Genomic DNA, 19,289 nt, shown 5'->3' on the forward strand with positions numbered 1-19,289 from the left:
AAAAAACTAAAGGGCAGACTCTCGACATTAAACGATAAATAAAAAAGCATCCTTTTTTACAGGATGCTTTTTTATATAATTTCCTATTTCAATAATTCTGGAAACTGCGTAATTGCTTTTTTATACCTAGGAATTGAGACACCACGAACATAGCCTTGGTTTGGGTTATGCTTCACATAATCTTGATGGTAATCTTCTGCAACATAAAATTTTTTATTTGCAACAACTTCAACCGCTATTTTTTTAGTATAGTTGCCCGACTGGTTTAATTTTTGAATATAATTTTCTGCTGCTTTTTTCTGTGTTTCATTATTATAAAAAACAATAGAACGATATTGTTTCCCTACATCATTTCCTTGTCCGTTTACTTGTGTAATGTCGCCAGAATTAAAATATACTTTTAATAATTCTTCATAGGATATTACGGAAGAATCATACGTTACTTCTATCGCTTCTGCATGTGCTGTACTTCCACTACCTACTTCTTCATAGGTTGGGTTCTTTTCTTTTCCTCCTGCATAACCAGAAATTACTTCTTTTACTCCTTTTACAGCTTCAAATATATGTTCTGTACACCAAAAACAACCTTGTGCAAAAACCACTTTTTCTAGTTTTTGTGCAGCTTGAAACTTTAAGGCAATTCCATCAATACAATACCTTAAACCTGTTGGTTGTGGTCCATCATTAAAAACATGACCTAAGTGTGCATTACATCGCGCACAACTCACTTCGTCTCTACTCATTCCTTCCGAATCGTCCTGACCTACCTTTACACTTTTGCTAAAATAGGGTGCATAGAAACTCGGCCATCCTGTTCCTGAATTGAATTTTGTTGTTTTTCCAAAAAGTGGATTATCACATGAAACACATAGAAAAACTCCTTTTTCTTTTACATCATTAAACTCATGTGTAAAGGGTCTTTCTGTTCCTTGCTCTCTCGTAATATGATATTGATCCTCTGTTAAGACCGATTTCCATTCTGCGTCTGTCTTGATTACTTTTTGTTTCCAATTGGTGTCTATTTCTGTTGTATGATCTGACAAATGACTAACAACTTCAATACTCTTTTCCGATTTTTGTGCACAGCTGATAATGCTAAATGCTACTGTTAAACCCACTACTGCAATTTTAAGTATTCTCATTTTTAAGTGTTTTTCAATTAATACTTTTTCATGTAACAACCTCTTCTACTCTCTTTAATTTACTTTAATTGTTATAATATCATTTATCACTAAAGATAGTAAATGCTTTTTGAAGTTCAAAACAGGTTTTATTTACAAGACAAAACTACAGCAATGATAATGCTCTTTATGTTGTATAGCTTACAATTATGTTTAATTAAGAAAATATTATAACAAAAAAAGTACAGCTTTCAACTGTACTTTCTTTATTTGTTAATCTCTCTTTTATTTTTTTACAACTGGTTTTATATATTTTTTCTTATTTTTCACTCTAAATGAATGAAGCATTTTATCCATTGCTTTTTCATGATCTAGTTTCTTGCTTAATAATGTCCAAGACATAATTTGATAATAATTATCTACACCATCAACATAGGCCATTTTATAAAAAACATCATATCCTTGAACCTTACCGTTAAAGTTAATGATCTTCGCATTGAAAGAATTAATAATAGTATCTTTTTGACTTCTATTTGTTGTAGGGATAGCTTTATTGAAATTTTCTGACATTAGTTTTACATAACCATCAAAATCATTAGAATAAATATTTCCAAATCCGTTCATTGCCATTGCATAACGAACATCTGTTTTCGTTTCGTCTATTACAATAATATATAATTCTTTAAATGCATTTTGGTATTGTAAAGAAGCATTTTCGTTTAAGTTATTTACTTCCGAAAGATGTGATGGAATATCTAAAGAATAGTTTTTTACTTTAATAGTTTCGTAAATATCTGTTTCCTGACAAGAAACAAAACAAGCAGCTATTGCTAATAGAAAAAATAGTTTTTTCATTATTGTTATTTAGAAATGCTAAAATAAAAAAATAAGAACAAATGAAGCTTAGATTTTATTACTAAATTCCATTTGTTCCTATATAATTTTAAACTATTAGGTTTCAATACTCATTGGCCATTGATGAATTTGTGCTGAATTTGCAGGGCGATTTGGAATTTTATTTCGTTCTGTATATGTTTCAATAAATGCAATTAATTTATTTCTAAAAACGACCAAATCGGTATTAATTGGATTATCCATACCTCCTTCAAAAAAGAGTTGACCTTCTACTCCAGATAAGGGTATAATTGGTTCATAGGGAGCCGAATCTACAAAAGTGAAATAGAATGTTATCATTTCACCGATTGTTCCTGTATTGGGTAAATATTCTAATAACTCTTGCGTATTGAATTCACTCGATGGATTTGGAATATGTGTACTTTGCAAACATGGAGGAAAATTACCTACGAATGTCATTCCTGGATTAGCTGTATTATCTAATCTAGAAATTCCATGAGCGGTTATTCTATACAAAATGCTCGTTAGAACTTTCGTTAAAGAGGCTCTAGAATTCATAACTGGAAGCCCTTTTATATTACCGCCATCTTGTTTGCCCGAAACTTCAATCCATTCTTGTAGTTCTTTATCATTAATCACACTATTATCTGTTGGATAAGCAGTGCGAACAAACTGAGTTACATATTCTTCCACAATATCCCAAATAGAGAACAGATAGCCAACAATTGGATAACAATCCCAAGATTCGGTAATGGTAAAATCTGCTTCATCTAATCCTAATTTTTCAATGGTTATTTTAGGGTCATCGTCGAAAAAATTTCTTCCTTTTGCAAATACATCTATTAGTTCTAAAAATTGATGTGCTGTTTTTATTGAAGTTGGTGGTGCTGCTTTTTTCCAAAGTAACAATAAGACATCGTTAAAACCTATAATATGCTTCGATTGTGGAGCTAGCATTTTACTAATAGGATTAGTGTCTGAAAATGAATTATACATCGTCATGACCATAGTTGCGGTTACCAAATGCCAATGATAGACATGTCCTAACCAAATACCGTAAACTGTAACAGCTGTTTTTACAGCTTGCAAAGCATATAGCCAAGCAGCACTACTCGATGAAGCATACCTGTAAAACTGTTCATTATTTCTATTATAGCCTGAAACATGAATTGCAAATGGTGTTATTTTTTTAGTTTTACTATCTCTTTTCAGCCAAGTAAATGTAGCTGGCGTAAACCTATCAAAACCTTCCGATTGTTGTGCTTCTAAAATAGTGTATATTCTTAGATCAATTATATATAGATTTTCTTCTTGATATAATTGATCCATATCTACTGTCCAAAATGATGAAAAGTAATCTTTATAGGCTGTATAATTTTTATCTGTTACCTTCTGAAGTATTAATAAGTTATAAGCCACTCCATATTTTGCAATAATTGGAAAAAAAGCTTCAGTTGCAACTTTTGCATCTGTTAATGTTGTTGACCATTCTGGTAATAATTCAGTAGACGCATCGCGATAGGTATTTCCAAAAGTAGTCCATGAAAGCGAAAATTGTTCTGGATGATCTAATGACAACGTGGTTAATTGTTCACTTCCGAATGCCTTGTATGGAGTGCCTTCTTTTTTTAACTTAGTTTCTACAAATGATGCGTTTTTATAGAACACGTCACTGCTTTTCTTCACTTCGCTTAATAAATCTTTTATCGATTCTTCTTTTGTATTCGATTCATTTTTACCAAAAGCAAAAGAATAAGCATTTGCAGTGAAATTCTTAATTGTAAATATCGTAGACAAACCCCATTTTGCTTGTGTTATTTCCCTACTTCTTCCCAATAGGTTTACTAATGTTTCTGCAACTTCTGTTAAGACAATAGGAAAAGCGGGTACATTTTTGAAGCCTAATTCTTGTAATGGTAAATGCAGAATGGTTCTTTCTTTTTTAATATATTTCCTGTAGAGTATCCAAAGGATTATTCCTACTAGAGAAACACAAAGTACGGTTAATAAAGTTTTCATATTTCATAGAATTTGTTTATACATCAAAACTATAAAATTTCACTGCTTTTATTATGCGTATAAATACCTGTTTTGATCCTTCTATAAAGCTAAACACCTAAATATGCTTGCTTTCATTTATTTTAAATTCCTATTTTTTCAGAAAGCGCCATCTATTCTCATTTGGATACTTTTTATGTATTACTATTTCAGGGCAAAAAATAATCTAAATAAAAAAGCAACTCAAAAAATGAGTTGCTTTAATTATAAAGACTATTTAATTAATTTACTATGTCGTGTGTTAACGAATAAAACATTTCCTAGTCCATTATAAGTATTAAAAATTTCTATTCCTTTCGTCTTTAGATTACTTTCATGAAACCCTAGAATCGTTAAATCTGCCGATTTCGAGGTTTCATTAATCAACTGAATTTTATCAACATTTTCATCTATTGGCAACATAATAATATTATTAGGTGAAATTGGTAAACGTCCAGTAGTAGTTAATTCAATCAAACTATCCTTTTCTTTTTCGATATTCGCTTTATCAACAACTGCAAAAATCTTAATCTCCGATTTTTTCCAATCTGGATGACCTAAGATAATATAAGACAACAAGATCATTAAATTTGCGTTTTCAAAATCTTCTTTCTTTATCCAAACATGAATTTCACTTCTATATCCAAAATTACGGTCTGAACTCGCTAAAATACATAAATCGTAATCAGCTGAGGCAATTAAATTATAATTATCCACAACATCAGTCAACCATTCTGTAGTTCCCTTTTTAAATTCAAAAAGCATCATATTATTATCATGACCTGAAATTCCTGGTTGTTGAATAGCCTGAACAATCGCATTTGTATTAGAAGGACTTATTATCGTTTCTAAAAAAACATTTGATTTTGTTGTATTTGCCATTTCAATCAATTTACTCAATTTTTCATCGGCAGTTTGTCTTGTTGCTTTAGAAAAATATCCTTTCTCAAAATGAATATACGTACCAAAACCATAACGATGAGAAATCCATTTCATCATATCAAAAGCAGCTAACCTTTCAAAACTATCTTTATTTAAACAAATAACTCCTGGCCTCCAATAATCATCAGAATTTTCTTTTTCTGTCTTTTGAAGAAAAACCTGAAGATTTCTACTAAATTGATGAATAACACCTTGAAAAATATTAGCCATACCTTTCTTATTACTGTTATTGAATGTAATATAAAAATAAATTCCAACCATCAATAAAATTGAAGCAACAGCATATACTGCATTAACTTTAAACATTAGATAGATACATAAAACAGCACCTAATAATGACAAATACCATTTTGATTTAAATGAAGGTCTATAGGATGGATCTGCAGCAAAATGTTGCATAAATGAAATTAAACATAAAGAACCATATGTAACCATAAAAAACATAGATATAACTTCGGCAACAGCATTAACATCGCCCATTAAAACGAAAACCAAAGCAATTACACTTGTTATAATAGTTGCATTTTTAGGTTCGTTATTTTTTGCAGTTCCTGCAGCTACAAATTCATTTACTTTCTTGTTTGGAATCACATTATCAGAACCAATAGCCTGAAGCGTTCTTGGAGCTACCATAAATGAACCTAATGCCGACGATATTGTAGCAGCTGCAAGTCCTAAAGGAATTATAGGTCCCCACAATGCAATTTTACTCATGATCAATTGATCATTAACCAAATCATCAGGTGAAGCAGAATAAACTAGCTTCAAGGCAATAAAAACATAAAGAACCATTCCTACAATTGTTGCTGCAAGTGTTCCCATTGGTATAGACTTCTTTGGATCTTTTAAATCTCCAGACAAGCCAACACCAGCAGTCATACCTGTAAATGCAGGAAATATAATTGCGAAAACAAAGAAAAATCCTTTTTCAGAGTCTACATTTTTAAAAATCAAGGAGCTATCGTACACATTAGAATAATCTGTTGATCCTAAAAAAAACATTACTAAGGAAACAAAAAGAATAGCTACAACAACATATAGAGCTTTCATTCCTAAATCTGCACCTTTAGTCACCATCAATCCAATTAACAATAATAATGCAGGTACACTGAAAATTCTATTGTCCGTAATTGTGTACCCAAGTTCACTACTTACCCATGGTTTAATAGCTTCAAATGATTCGGCAAAAGCTATTATATAAAACGCTACACTAATTGCTTGAGATAAATAAAGAGCCAATCCGATAGAAGAGCCTATATTTAAACCAAACGAACGTGAAATAATAAAATACTCGCCTCCACCTTCAACTTTTTGGTTAGTTGCAATTTCTGCCAAAGCCATTGCTGTTGGTATTGTCACTAAATGCCCTATTAAAATAATAAGTAAAGTCCCCATAAAACCAACTTCGCCTACTGCATATCCAAACCTTAAGAACATAACTGCTCCTAAAATAGTTGAAATAGCAGTTAGAAAAACCGGTAAAGTACCAAAATTAGCTTTAAAGGATTGTAGTTTATTTTCCATAATAATCAAATAATTGTTGTGCAATTTAGAAACATTAATCAATAAAAAGTCACAATATCAATCAAAATATACAAAAAAAGAACAAGAAAGGTTTAAATTAGAAATAAAGAAACAAACTGATAAAATCTATTTTTAGAAATTGATTTTCCTTAATTACAAAAACATTTTAAACTGTTTTTAACAACCAAAATACGATTGCTTCACTATTACTATCCGTTCAGTGCTAAAATAAAAGTTTTCAGATCGCAATTTACGAGGTGTGAAAAAAAATGTATTTTTCTAATTTAGATTATCTAATCTTTTTTACCTAATCCCCAACTCTTGCCCTTAATCCAAAATACACAAAATGAAAAGATATAAAAAGAAAAACCCCTTTAAATCATATGATTAAAGGGGTTTAGTTTATTTTGAGTCGTACTCTGCGGAGAAATAGTAACGGTACTACAGGTAATGATTACAGAACTACAGTTAAGAAATTTAATAATACGAGCTACTACTTAAATAGTTTAGAATTTGAAACCTCTATTTACAAGGATGCTTTAGATCCAAACTCTCCTGATGCAAATTTGTATTCAAGAATACGCAATGAATATAAAGTTTATGAACTTGATAGAAGCAATGGAAATAATCGTATTTTATCAAGTTCTGGTAATTTAGTCGCTTTGCCTTTGCCTTTTGATATTGGAGAGAGTGAAAGTAGAAAGCAGGCCATTGTATTGTTAAAGAAAACTAATACTATTGTTAAAGAGCTTAGTACAGATTTTATTGAAAACGAGATTCAGTTTAGTTATGATATATATGGGCGGGTAATTAAGTATGATGATCTTGGTGATTTACAAAATGGGCAAGACAATTATTATACTGAAATTGGATACCATGTATTATATAATAATATTTTGAATGTACCAAAAGCACTCAAAGCATTTGAGGGCTCGACTTTAAAAAGACATCGAACAACGGAAGTTTTAAATTCTAACACTGGAAATATTACTAAGATTAAAGCATGGATTAATGGTTCGGATTTTAGTAAAACTAATATTCCCTATGATTCTTATGGTAATCTTAAAAAAATTATTTACCCACCAAATGCTAGCGGGCAATCTATGTTTTATGAATATAGCTATGGTTCAACTTTAAATAAGTATATGGTGGGCATTAACGATGCTTTTGGTTATGAATCAAAAACAGTTTATAATTTTAATTTTGATGTTGTATTAAGCACAACTGATTTAGCTAGTAATGTGATGAAATATTCATATGATTCATTTGGTAGAATGAATACAATTGTTGCTCCAAAAGAAGCAAACAATACCAATTAAGTATGAGTTATAATAATACTCATGGAATTGTTACAAAAACACAATTACACACACAAGATAATGTAAACAACCCAACCAATACATATTCTAATAAGTACGATTATTATTCGGGTACACATAAAGTAAAAGAAATTGTAGATTTAGGCACTAATTTTACAGAAAATTTTGAATATGATTTTAATGGAAACCTAGTTAATAAAAGCAATTCAGATGGCGATACTAGAAGATTGTTTTGGGATGAAAGTAATAGATTACGTGTAATAGATGAAAACAATCAAATGCAACATTATATCTATGATGCAGCAGGAGAACACACATTAAAAGCTAGTTCACATGTAGAGCAAGTATATGAAAACGGACAACTCGTAAACAGTAGTACTATAACTTTTAGCAGCTATACTACCTACCCAAGTGCTTTTATAGTAATAGATGCCAACCAACAGTATAGCAAACATTATTATGCAGGATCACAACGCATTGTAAGTAAACTAGGAGAGCAAGATATAAGCATTTTTGCAGCAAAAAGGAAACCCTCTACAGCTTTAGAAAAAGAGGCTAAAGAGCCTAATGTATCATACGAAACTATTAAGCAAACACAAATTACCGATCTACAGGCTATTTTAGACAAAGCCAAACGAGGTAAAGTTTTGTTTAAAGAATATAAAACAGAAAACGAACCTGTAGTGGATAATGATGGTATCGAGAAGGAAAAGAGACCAAGTCAAGTAGGCATTTACTTTTTCCACCCAGACCATTTAGGTAGCAGTACTTTTTTAACAGATGGAAGTGGGAATCCTTATCAATTTTTCATAAATTTACCTTTTGGAGAGACCATGTATGAGCAACATAGTTATAGTGAAAACTTTATAAACCCATACAAGTTTAACGGAAAAGAGCAAGATATAGAAATAGGCTTGTATTATTATGGAGCTCGTTATTATGACCCTAAAACCAGTATTTGGTTGAGTGTTGACCCACTGGCGGAAAAATTCCCTAATTGGAATCCGTATAATTATACCATGCAGAACCCTATTAATTTAACGGATCCGACGGGAATGGCTCCTGAAGAAGGAACTGAAAACAAGCAACCATTTAATGAGAAGGATACAAAAAAAATTAATCAAGCAAAGGAGTATATAGGTGGTATTATTGACAAAAAAAACGATAAAATTGATAGATTAAATTCTAAAATTAATAAGTTAAAAAGTAAACAAGATGAAAAGTTCAAAGAAAGTAGAGAAAAAAGAATAGAAAGGAAAAACAATAAAAATAACTGAACAAAATTACCATATAATACAGCTAAAAAATACTATCAGTAAAATTAACATTCTAATGGATCCATCAAAACATAATTATAATTTTAAAATAGGATCTGATATTGGAAGAGATATGGGAGATAATATTCAAGAGGCAGGAAATATAATGTGGGGAACTACTAGTAATGATATAACTGTCAATACAAACGGTTCTGTAGGCACTCTAATACATGAACTGAGTCATTTATATGATGCAGTATTCAATAAATTTCATCACACACCTTTTTCTGCTAACACTAATATCAGTTTTTATAATGTATACAGTGAAGTAGTTGCTTATAAATTGACGTACGCATTAGGAGGAAGTCTACCCGCTCCAGTTACAGGAGGTATCCAAGGAATAAATGAAGATTGGTTTAATGATAAATTAAAAAAGAATTATTCTAAAAAGAACTAAAATGAAAAAAAGTATTTTGATGTTTTTAGTATTGCTTTCTTGTGCTTCATCAAATGCACAAAAAGTAAATATGATAGGTTGCTATGTTAATAATGATTCTGATTTTTGTTTTGATAACGATGGCAATTTTACTTATTATGATTATTCAATTTACAGATCAGATGTAAATATTGTTTTTTGTAATGAATGGAGTAAAGGAACGTGGAAAATAGTTGAGGGTTCTATTCAATTAAACTCCGAGTTTCATACGAATCCTATTAAAATTACTATAACCAAAACTATTGATAGGAATTTAAGTGAAAATGTTATAATTGATTTTAGAGGATTCAAAGAAAATTATAAAATATTTTTAGCGAAAAAAAATAGTGATGAATTAATTGAAGTCAATTTAAATAGCCCGTCTTTAACTATTTCTGGAGGTGATTATTACTTCAAGTTATATCCATTTAAAGAAAATCTAGAAAAAAGTATGATTATTAAGAATGAGAATTTTGATTCGGATAATTTCACTATTAAGAATGATGAAAATTATATTATTTCTATAGATTTTCCTCAGAATATATTTGCATTTAGAACCTTTAATAATTATATGTTAAAAGTAAAAAAAAATGCGATAATTTTTGACAAATGGAAATACAAAAAAAAACCAGATGGTTATAAATCTAAATTGTCAAAATTTTATTAAACTTATTTGTGTTACAAAAGGAAGTGTTGTTATCTAAACTTCTTTTGCAAATAATTTTATAAAAAGCACTACTTTACCAGATGGATTGCAGGTTGATGACCATTGAAAGACACACTATATATTGACCCACTGGCGGAAAAATCCCCTAATTGGAACCCGTATAATTATACCATGCAGAATCCTATTAATTTAACGGATCCTACGGGTATGGCTCCTGAAGGTGGTGAAACTGATCCTCGACAAGGTACATATTTGATTGTCTATGGAGCGGGGTCGGACAACCCAGTTTTCAAAACGCACAATGTGGCTGATGGATTTAAAATTAATGCAGAAGCTCAAAAAGAAAAATTGATTAAAAGTGGTGTTCCTGAAAGTTCTATTGTGTTAGTTCAGGCACTAACAGAAAATGATTTTTTAACAGCTACAAATACAGAATATGATAGTGGAAAAATTGTACAAATGGATGTTTATGCGCATATGTCTTATAATGCAATTAATTTTGGAGGAGACTCAAATAGCGAAAATTGGGATTCCACCGAAGGAGCTAAAGACTATAGACTATTAAATAATGGTGATACAAGTAAATATAATCCAGATAACGATAATGAAGTTTTAAAAATAAACGCTTCGAATTTTGAGAAAAATGCAAAAATCACGTTATGGGGATGTTTAGCAGGATATGATTATATTGGGATTGCTCAAGATTTTGCAAATCATCTTAATAGTAATCTTGTATATGAATTTAATAACTTCTCAAGATTTAAAACAACTCCAAAAGGAAAAAATATATATGATGGTACTATGATTAGAGAAAAAGATAAAAAAAATCAAAAAGTAAATTTAACTAAATTTAAACCTAATAACTAGAATGAATAAACTTAGTTTTCTTCTTATTTTTAGCACTTGCTTATTATTTTCACAAACGAATAGTAATAATAATTTAGATGTTATATCTAATCTAAATACTGCTAACAATGATAGTTTATATATAGACTTAAGTGAATTAAATAGCATTGTTAAATCATTTAATGATGGTGAGATAGCGGTTTTTTTAAAAAAATCATCAAAATCAACTAAATATAAGTCAGTTGTAGATAAATATTTAAATAATTTGAAATATTACAAAAGATATAGTTTTGCGACCTACTTCTCAGATCTTTTAATTGAAAAGAGTAATTCGGATTTGCTTGAGTTTTTAGAGGATTATAAAAGAATTATAAAAACGATAAAGCCAATTATTGACATAAAAGAATCTAAAATTATTAGTTGTTCAGTTTTTTTAAAGCCAAAATACTTAGATTTTAATTATTATTATTGCGAAATTAGAAGTAATAAGTATTTAAGTTCTGCAAACACTTTGCTTTCATATGAAAAATTAGAATTCAATCATAAAGATATTAAAATAATGGTTATGAAGAATTTAACACAAATCAATTACCCAATTATTTTAAATAATGATTATTACGGTAATTTAATAATTTGGTATGAACGAGAAAAACAATAATCAAAACCCAGTAGAATTTATAGAATGAGAGTATTAAACACAATAATTATTTTTTTTATTTCTACTTTGTTGTATTCGCAAAGTGAATTAAAAGAATTGCTTAATTATATAGAAACGAATCAAAAACAATTATCTGATTTTGAAAGTTATGAGAAAATTAGTGATACTATTGTTTATTGTAACCAGTTTAATTTTTTAGATTTTACATATAAAAAATTAAACTGGTTACAATATTTAAATTGCATTATCTAAATGATGAGATAAAACTTATAAAATTTAAAAGAGGAAATTATAATTATAAAATTTCTATATTTGATTATAAGGATTATAAGTTATGGATTTTTTTATCAGGCGATTTTTGCTTGATAAAAGATGAGAAAGTTTTATTTTTTCATCCTGATTTACAGTTAGGTGATAATGAAACTGTGAAAGTAAATGGTGTTAATGAAGTTTATCTTATGGATTCTAATTTTAATCCATTACGCTCACTCGAATTAAGTAGTGGTTTAGTTTTATCAAGTTCTGTTTTTAAGTATTCAAAAGATAAAACTTATGAAAAAATTATAATCGCTGATGGTAATACTAAGAAAAAGAACTGCTTTAATGTTTATGAAAAGAATATTAATTCTTTATTTTTAAAATTAAATTATGACTTCCCTGGCATTTGTTCCTATTTTAAAGAATTTACTATTGAGCTTGAAGATCATAATAAATCGTTTTTATGGTTTTTAATTAGGAAACAGAAAATAGACCATAATATAAATGACAAATATTAAAAATAGTTTATATATATTCTTTTTGCTTTCTTTCAATTTAATTTACTCAAAGAATTATCAAGAAAATCCAAGTGTAAAAACTATAGTCGAATATATTGTTGATAATCAAAAAAAAATATTTGGCAAAAAAGATGAAATCTATACGGACAGTATTTGTGTTAAAGATTTTAATTTCACAAACTTTAAATATTCTAACAAAACAAGTTTTGAGAATAGGAATGGATTTAAATTATATTTTGTGGATAAGATTCTAAAGAAAGTATCTTTTACTCACAATAAGAAAATAATTAATTTGAACATCTTAGATTATGAAAATTTTAAATTAATTGTTTCTAATTTTATAAGATATGATGTTATAGTAAATGATATCGTAAATGAAAAATCATTTTATTTTAATTTTGAATACAATACGATAAAGTATTACGCAGATGACATAGATCTTAGAATTGAAATCGCTGATTTAAAAAGAATATTACTTTTAGATGGTAAGCTTAACCCATTATCTACCTTATATATTGAAAACTTTGAACTTAGCAATTCCTCGAAATTTTTTTATTATCAGGATAAAATTTATGAAGAAATTGTTATCGTAAAAAAAAATGCTAGATGTAGTGAATTATATAACATTAAATATATAAATTTTTCAGATTTATATTTAATGCTAAAAAACCCTTTTGGGAGTTATTGTGAAGTTTTCAACAGATATCAGATTGAAATAACTAAAGGTAATCCTGATATTTTTTTTTGGTTTTTATATTATCGGCAAAAGGAAATAGATATACCTGACACTTCATTACATAAAAATAATTGATGATAATTAGAAATTATCATCGAAAAACGTAAAAAATAATTTAATTTAGAATTGAAAAAAATACTATTAATTTTAATCATTAGTTTACAAAATTTGTCTTGTAAAACAGAAGAAAACTGTGTTGATAGTTTTTTTTTCAAAAGAACTTATGATGCTCCTACTCCGGATAAAATATCATTTAAATCAAAACTGACGAAAGAGTACAGAGATAAAATTTCGGATGATATTTTTTGCCATATAAACTTTTATATCAATGATAAAAAAATATTTGTAACTCATGATGTATTTATATATAATGAAAAGGATTCATGTCGTTTTGTTATTAAAACAACAAATTTCATGAAAGAAAACTTTAAAGAAGAAGATTTTTATAAGTTAATCGATTCGTCTAAATCTTTAAAAGTAGAACTTGTTTATGATGATACTGGAGAAACATTTACTTTTACAAAGTGTAGGTAAAATGAACATTCTTTTTATCTACGTGAACATAGTAAGCTTAAAAGAGGTTGTCTTGTAATCAATAGCCTCTTTTAATTTATTTACTAATGCTATACTTTACGTATTTTTACTCTTAACTAAACTTCCACTTTCAAGACTTATTAAATTAAATATGTTTCGGATTCTAGAACGCAAGCAATTGCCACAGTACTTTTCAATTTATAATTCAACGAAAATATTTGCAGTAATGTGTGCAATTGAATTGTTACTCGTATTTTAGATAAAAAAAATAAAATATTGCTCATCATAGAAATTATATACTTATTTTTTTATAAACTATACAAGAATATAAATAGGCTATGTTTTCATCTAGTTCTATGAGCTTTACTAAATTCTTTGGATTTTTTGGTATTGGTTTGATTTCAATATTTTTCAGATGTTTTTTAAATGCCACTTCACCAATTGCAAAAACTATCATTGTTTCTATTTCCTTGTGAATCCCTTTTCTTTCCTTGCAAGGATGAAAAACAGTGATGTTTATTTTTTTTGAAGTAGTATTGAAATCTTCTAATTGTATATAAAGGTCGCTTATTTTTACTTTAATTTCTGAAAAAATATAATAGTCGTCTTGCTTATTTTTGTATGGTTCTTTGTCTGTTATTGGTTTTATAAATACTATAGGTTTTAATTGATTAAGCAAAGGCACCGTTTCTTCTAATGCTATTAATTTTGTAAATAGCTTTTTATATCCAAAGGCTGTTAGGTATAATTTCAATCCCGCTTTTTCATTCACAATTATGTAGCCAATTCTTTTGGAAACGTAGTTGAGGTTTCTTTCTAGGTGTTGTATAACTTCTTCTATCTTTATACCTAAGACCATTGCATTATAGATGTTTGCTTCGTTATCTTTTATCCAATTCCAGAAATTTTGGATGGTTTTTAGTTGTTTTGCGTTTAGTATTTTGTTCATGATTTTAATAGTTATGATTTAAAATCTTACGACTTTGTTTTGTTTTTTTATCCTAATTTACTTCCTTTTATCTAAACTTTCACTTTGAAAACTAATTAGATTGAACATGTTTCTCATTCTAGAACGCAAGCGATTGCCATAGTGCTTTTCAATCTCTGAAGCGGAAAGATTTGTAGTAATGTGTGTAATTGAATTGTTTTCTATGAAGTTTTCGTAACGACTTATTAGAATTTCTGCCATTACATTGCAATCGTTGCCGAAGTGTTTTATTTGTTGTTCGGTTCCTAAATCGTCGAAACAGAAGCCTGATAATCTAGCTTGATTCATCGTTTTCATTGTGTATGGCTGTAACGCTTCATAGCCATTTTTTGCAAACTCATAGGATATTTCTCTACAGGTTTTAATTTTGTATTCGTATTTTTGATACATGAAGGGTTTTAATAAATGCATAATTGACGTTTTACCGCACCCAATAGGTCCTGAAAGCAAAATACTTATTGATATCTAATCCTAGCTGTAAAGCATTCGATTTGTCTCTAATAGCGTAGATTAATAGTTTAAAGATAATTGGCTTGTCTTCTTCTTGTATTTTGAAGGTTTGACCATAGGTTTGTTTTCCATGGTATTCTAAAAAATTATAACATTGCTGTAAATCATAAATTTTACAGTTTTTCATAACTGCGAATGTGTTTTCAATTTTAAAGTGGCTCTCCATAATTTTTATGTATTGAAGTTTGTAAATGTTGCGGTTGAGGTTTGTTTGTTCCTGAGAAGCTTTGTGTTGCTTGTTTACTAAAGTTTTGACTATTTAAAATCCAATTGCGTATGGCTGCTTTCCAATCTTTCATTTTTGTTTTACCACCGACTAGCCAGCCATTACTTTCAAAATGATTGTAAAATTTTTCTGCTTCAATGGTTGGAGTATTTTTTTCTTTGAAATAAGCAATCACCTCATTTTTATCTGGAGGAATTGATTGCTCTATTTTGTTCTTTTTTTCGTATCGCTTTTTTTGAATTTCTTTTTGTTCTGTATCTTCTTTATTTTTGATTTCTTTTCTTTTATTTTTTTGAATTTGCTCGTTTGCAATGTTTATACTGTTTGTATTGTTTATATAAGGTACATGTTTAGCACTTGTTTGATACTTGTTTACTGCTTGTTCATTAACCTGTTTATCAACTTGTTCGTTAACTAGATTGAATTCTAACTGGGTTTTTGCTTTATTTTTGATTTTTTTAATATCTTTTTTTGCAATTGGTTTTGTATAAAAATCAAGATTTAAAACATTCAATGTTGAACCTTTAAATGGGTTGAAAGATGGGTTATATTCAATGTATTCTCTTTCCTGTAATTCTTTAATGCATTTATGATATGTTGCTGTTGATGCAATTTTACTTATTCTCATTAATTCATCTCTTGAAATAGAAATTGGATTTTGGAAACGGTTTTGATTCCATAATTGAAAAATAGCCATGTATAGACTTATGTGTGTTGGGTTGAGGTCGTAATCGGTACTTACTTTTTCAAAAAATCCTGTTAGGTGTTTGATGTAGTTCATTTTGTGAGTGATTTGTTATTCTTATTTGAGCTTCTCGATACTATTTTTAAAAGTAAAAATTGGCATTTTTACTTTTAAAAATCACTCGAAGTGACAGTTCAATAGTGTTATTTTCTTTACTTTTATTGATTTAGCATCTTTTCTATGTCATTGTATTTGTAGTAGATAATACCTCCAATACGTTTATAATTTAGTGTGCCGTTTACTCGAAGATTTTGTAAAGTACCTGGGGAAATTTTCAGCAGTTTTCTTACCTCCACAGACTTTAGCCACTGTGCAGGTTTTTCTGCTTGGTTTGTGTTGTTTCTGATTTCGCTTAGGAGTGCATTACCAAAATTTAATAGGTCCTTTTTGGTTACCACTTGATGGTTTAATAATTCGATGTTGTCGATTTCTGGGAAAAGTTTTTTAGGATGTAAATTCATTTTTCAGTAATTAATGATTAGTATTTAGTAAATAATCAAAAGGAGCAGTAAATAGTATTGGTTTGATTTTTATACTCTTTTGATTTGTTTTATTATGATACAAATCAACTTCATTTGGTGCATTTTTATTCCCAAGTAGTACCCAAGTTGGGAACGATTTTTATGCAAGTTGTAAGGAAGTGAGGAAAAATAAAGCTTTACATAGCGATTGATTGTAAAGCAATTATAAATAAGCTGAAAAATGAGGCTAAAATTGGCTATAAATGAAAAATTCCCAACTTGGGTAAGGGCTGGGAATTACTTTTCTTCTTCATTTATTTTATGGTTCAGTGTGTCTGATAGCTGTTTGAGAAATTTGGTTCTGTCAATTTTCCTTGATTTAATATCGAGATAACTTCTATAAATTGAATCTTCAATTTCTATATTAAACATTTTACTGAAGTATGCAGCTATTTCTTTGATATCTGAATTACCATTATTAAATGCTTTTGAGTGATGTAATGAATACACCAATTCTACTAAGTCTACTTTTGAACCAGACCAGTTTAAAACGGTATTATTAGGAAGAATTGTGGAGTAGTTTTTTTCTAATTCTTCAATTCTGTTTTCTAAATATTCAGTAAGCATATCGTTTGCAATCATTTTCGCCATAATGTAGTCATGAGATGTAGATAATTTAGAATCTAAATTAATACAATTGCAATCTTGTTTAAATATTACTTTCTTTTTTGATCTTACAAAATAAAGCGCATCATTATAAGTTGCTCTAGATCTATAGTATGTGTAAAATGTTTTATTCTCTTTTGAATATCTATAGATATTATTTATAGCTTTTTCATAAGCTCTAATTTTGTTTTTTTTAGAGTTAGGTAAGTCTATCTCTATATTTAGTATTGTTTTATAATAGATGAGTTTAGCAACAATAGTTGGTTTTATAACTTTAAAAAAATAAATTTCATCACTTATTTCATCAAACTTATGTTTTCTAATTCTTAAAAATAAATCTTCTAATTTTTTCTCTATAAATTCTATAACAGCATAACACTTTTTGATTATGTTTGTGTAAGTTATTTTAATTTTTTGATACTCAAATTCAAATTCATTAATAAATATATTACAAAAGGTATTCATAATAATTGGGATTGGGAATATAATGCTATCCCAAATTAAACTAAAACCTCTTAATTTTATTGTTAAACTCACTATAAAAAAAAGCTAAAAAATTCATTTACAAGCTTGAAACTTTATTTTCATTGTTTTTGATAGCAAATTTTGATTTTAACACCATCATATCCTCACTTATTTTTTTATCTAGAATCTTTGCATAATGCTGCGTTGTTTTCAAATTTGTATGTCCAAGCATCTTACTTACTGTTTCCAAAGGAACTCCATTTGAAAGTGTTACCGAAGTAGCAAATGTATGTCTGGCAATATGGAAAGTTAGTTCTTTACTTATACCACAAACATCTGCAATTTCTTTAAGATAGGCATTCATTTTTTGATTAGAAAGGATTGGCAACACTCTTTTTTCATTAACAGAAGCTGGATGATTTTTGTATTTTTCGATAATCTGTTGAGCGGTTGGTAATAATGGAATTTTTGAGATAGTTTCTGTTTTTTGTCGGTTTTTAAAAATCCATTTATCTCCATCTATACCAATACTAATATTATCATTAGTTAATTGTTTTACATCAATATAAGCCAATCCTGTAAAACAGCTAAATATAAAAATGTCTCTTACTAGTTTTAATCTTTCTGACACAAATTCTTTATTGCATATTATTTCTATTTCCTCTTCTGTCAAAAACTCTCTAACGACTTCTTTTACTTTTGCTTTGTAGTTAGCAAAAGGATCTTTGTTTAACCATCCATTAGCTAAGCATATGTTGATGATTTTATGAAAGTTTTTAATGTATTTAACCGCAGTATTATTTGCGCATTTACGTTCACTTCTTAAATAAAACTCATACTCTGTCACAAATGAATGATCTATCTTTTCAATATTAACATCTGTAATATTATACTTCCATAAAAGAAAATCTTTAGTATGCTTTAATGACGTCTCATATCGTTCTAAAGTTCCAGAAGCATACTCAATACCAACTAACTCTTTTATCTTACGATTATGCTCTTTAAAAATAGGAATCAACATTCGTTCTTTTTCTTTAATACCTAAATACTCATTTTTGAAATTTTCAAATGTCAAAGACATGTCTCTTTTCAACATTGATTTTTCAATTTCAAAAACATTTATTCTTAATAATTCAAGATGATTATTTAACAAACGGCTTTCTTCATTAGTGCCTTTCATTTTACTACTTTCTGAATTCCATCTACTAGCATCTATAAATTTACCAATACTTTTATCTAATCTTTTACCATCTATTGTAATTCTAAGAAAAATAGGTGTTAAGCCTTTCGCATTGGTTTTTACTCTCTTGAGATAGAAAATAACATTAATTGTTGCATTCATTGTTGGTGACCTTTAAATTGATAAATAAGTTCTTAAAAAATCAATCAAAAGTCAAGTTGTTCATTTACTAAACTGCCTGAAAATATTAGAGTATTCAAACAAGAGGGGCACTTTTTATATTTATTATATAGTACCCCTAA

20 protein-coding genes are annotated in these 19,289 nt (G+C 28.5%); 9 read left to right on the forward strand and 11 right to left on the reverse strand.

Annotated elements, in window-relative coordinates:
* Positions 1-83: 83 nt before the first annotated feature.
* From L2Z92_RS02645 to L2Z92_RS02660, 4 genes are all read right to left on the reverse strand, one after another.
* Complete coding sequence (locus tag L2Z92_RS02645; protein ID WP_236457300.1) at positions 84-1,142, reverse strand: bifunctional methionine sulfoxide reductase B/A protein; 1,059 nt, start codon at positions 1,140-1,142, stop codon at positions 84-86.
* Positions 1,143-1,406: 264 nt separating this feature from the next.
* Entirely contained in the window at positions 1,407-1,976 is a 570-nt protein-coding gene (locus L2Z92_RS02650; RefSeq protein ID WP_236457301.1) for a hypothetical protein, read from the reverse strand.
* A 96-nt stretch (positions 1,977-2,072) separates the two neighbouring features.
* Complete coding sequence (locus L2Z92_RS02655) at positions 2,073-3,995, reverse strand: lipoxygenase family protein (protein ID WP_236457302.1); 1,923 nt, start codon at positions 3,993-3,995, stop codon at positions 2,073-2,075.
* 252 nt (positions 3,996-4,247) lie between these two features.
* A complete protein-coding gene (locus L2Z92_RS02660; RefSeq protein WP_236457303.1) occupies positions 4,248-6,479 on the reverse strand; it encodes an APC family permease in 2,232 nt (743 codons plus the stop codon).
* 407 nt (positions 6,480-6,886) lie between these two features.
* On the opposite strand from L2Z92_RS02660, the gene L2Z92_RS02665 reads away from it, so the two are divergent.
* The 9 genes from L2Z92_RS02665 to L2Z92_RS02705 all read left to right on the forward strand — a co-directional run bounded on the left by L2Z92_RS02665 (position 6,887) and on the right by L2Z92_RS02705 (position 13,746).
* A complete protein-coding gene (locus L2Z92_RS02665) occupies positions 6,887-7,798 on the forward strand; it encodes a hypothetical protein (protein ID WP_236457304.1) in 912 nt (303 codons plus the stop codon).
* A 2-nt stretch (positions 7,799-7,800) separates the two neighbouring features.
* Positions 7,801-9,075: an RHS repeat domain-containing protein gene (locus L2Z92_RS02670; RefSeq protein ID WP_236457305.1), complete on the forward strand. Its 1,275-nt coding sequence runs from the start codon at positions 7,801-7,803 to the stop codon at positions 9,073-9,075.
* A 55-nt stretch (positions 9,076-9,130) separates the two neighbouring features.
* Positions 9,131-9,511, forward strand: a complete 381-nt coding sequence (locus L2Z92_RS02675) for a hypothetical protein (RefSeq protein ID WP_236457306.1) — start codon at positions 9,131-9,133, stop codon at positions 9,509-9,511.
* A 1-nt stretch (position 9,512) separates the two neighbouring features.
* Positions 9,513-10,196, forward strand: a complete 684-nt coding sequence (locus tag L2Z92_RS02680; RefSeq protein ID WP_236457307.1) for a hypothetical protein — start codon at positions 9,513-9,515, stop codon at positions 10,194-10,196.
* A gap of 102 nt (positions 10,197-10,298) precedes the next feature.
* Complete coding sequence (locus tag L2Z92_RS02685) at positions 10,299-11,063, forward strand: hypothetical protein (RefSeq protein ID WP_236457308.1); 765 nt, start codon at positions 10,299-10,301, stop codon at positions 11,061-11,063.
* A 1-nt stretch (position 11,064) separates the two neighbouring features.
* On the forward strand, positions 11,065-11,700 hold the full coding sequence (locus L2Z92_RS02690; protein WP_236457309.1) for a hypothetical protein: 636 nt from the start codon (positions 11,065-11,067) through the stop codon (positions 11,698-11,700).
* Positions 11,701-11,939: 239 nt separating this feature from the next.
* Positions 11,940-12,476 carry a hypothetical protein gene (locus tag L2Z92_RS02695; RefSeq protein WP_236457310.1) on the forward strand — a complete coding sequence of 179 codons (537 nt, stop codon included), beginning with the start codon at positions 11,940-11,942 and terminating at the stop codon, positions 12,474-12,476.
* The gene (locus tag L2Z92_RS02700; RefSeq protein ID WP_236457311.1) at positions 12,463-13,287 is read left to right on the forward strand and encodes a hypothetical protein; all 825 of its coding nucleotides are present in this window, start codon (positions 12,463-12,465) and stop codon (positions 13,285-13,287) included. The genes L2Z92_RS02695 and L2Z92_RS02700 overlap by 14 nt, the downstream gene beginning before the upstream one ends.
* A gap of 51 nt (positions 13,288-13,338) precedes the next feature.
* On the forward strand, positions 13,339-13,746 hold the full coding sequence (locus L2Z92_RS02705; protein WP_236457312.1) for a hypothetical protein: 408 nt from the start codon (positions 13,339-13,341) through the stop codon (positions 13,744-13,746).
* A 292-nt stretch (positions 13,747-14,038) separates the two neighbouring features.
* On the opposite strand, the gene L2Z92_RS02710 is transcribed toward L2Z92_RS02705, so the two are convergent.
* The 7 genes from L2Z92_RS02710 to L2Z92_RS02735 form a co-directional block, all read right to left on the reverse strand.
* Positions 14,039-14,695: a hypothetical protein gene (locus tag L2Z92_RS02710; protein ID WP_236457313.1), complete on the reverse strand. Its 657-nt coding sequence runs from the start codon at positions 14,693-14,695 to the stop codon at positions 14,039-14,041.
* 57 nt (positions 14,696-14,752) lie between these two features.
* Complete coding sequence (locus L2Z92_RS21385; protein ID WP_319800394.1) at positions 14,753-15,145, reverse strand: hypothetical protein; 393 nt, start codon at positions 15,143-15,145, stop codon at positions 14,753-14,755.
* 10 nt (positions 15,146-15,155) lie between these two features.
* Positions 15,156-15,371: a hypothetical protein gene (locus tag L2Z92_RS21390; protein WP_319800395.1), complete on the reverse strand. Its 216-nt coding sequence runs from the start codon at positions 15,369-15,371 to the stop codon at positions 15,156-15,158.
* A 22-nt stretch (positions 15,372-15,393) separates the two neighbouring features.
* Positions 15,394-16,251: a transcriptional regulator gene (locus L2Z92_RS02720; RefSeq protein WP_236457314.1), complete on the reverse strand. Its 858-nt coding sequence runs from the start codon at positions 16,249-16,251 to the stop codon at positions 15,394-15,396.
* A 122-nt stretch (positions 16,252-16,373) separates the two neighbouring features.
* Positions 16,374-16,676 (reverse strand): helix-turn-helix domain-containing protein, encoded by a 303-nt coding sequence (locus L2Z92_RS02725; protein ID WP_236457315.1) that lies wholly within the window; start codon positions 16,674-16,676, stop codon positions 16,374-16,376.
* 297 nt (positions 16,677-16,973) lie between these two features.
* On the reverse strand, positions 16,974-17,807 hold the full coding sequence (locus L2Z92_RS02730; protein WP_236457316.1) for an RteC domain-containing protein: 834 nt from the start codon (positions 17,805-17,807) through the stop codon (positions 16,974-16,976).
* Positions 17,808-17,904: 97 nt separating this feature from the next.
* Positions 17,905-19,149, reverse strand: coding sequence for a site-specific integrase (locus L2Z92_RS02735; protein WP_236457317.1), 1,245 nt, complete (start codon positions 19,147-19,149; stop codon positions 17,905-17,907).
* Between the last annotated feature and the right edge of the window lie 140 nt (positions 19,150-19,289).

It is taken from the genome of Flavobacterium jumunjinense (genome assembly GCF_021650975.2).
Lineage (GTDB): Bacteria > Bacteroidota > Bacteroidia > Flavobacteriales > Flavobacteriaceae > Flavobacterium > Flavobacterium jumunjinense.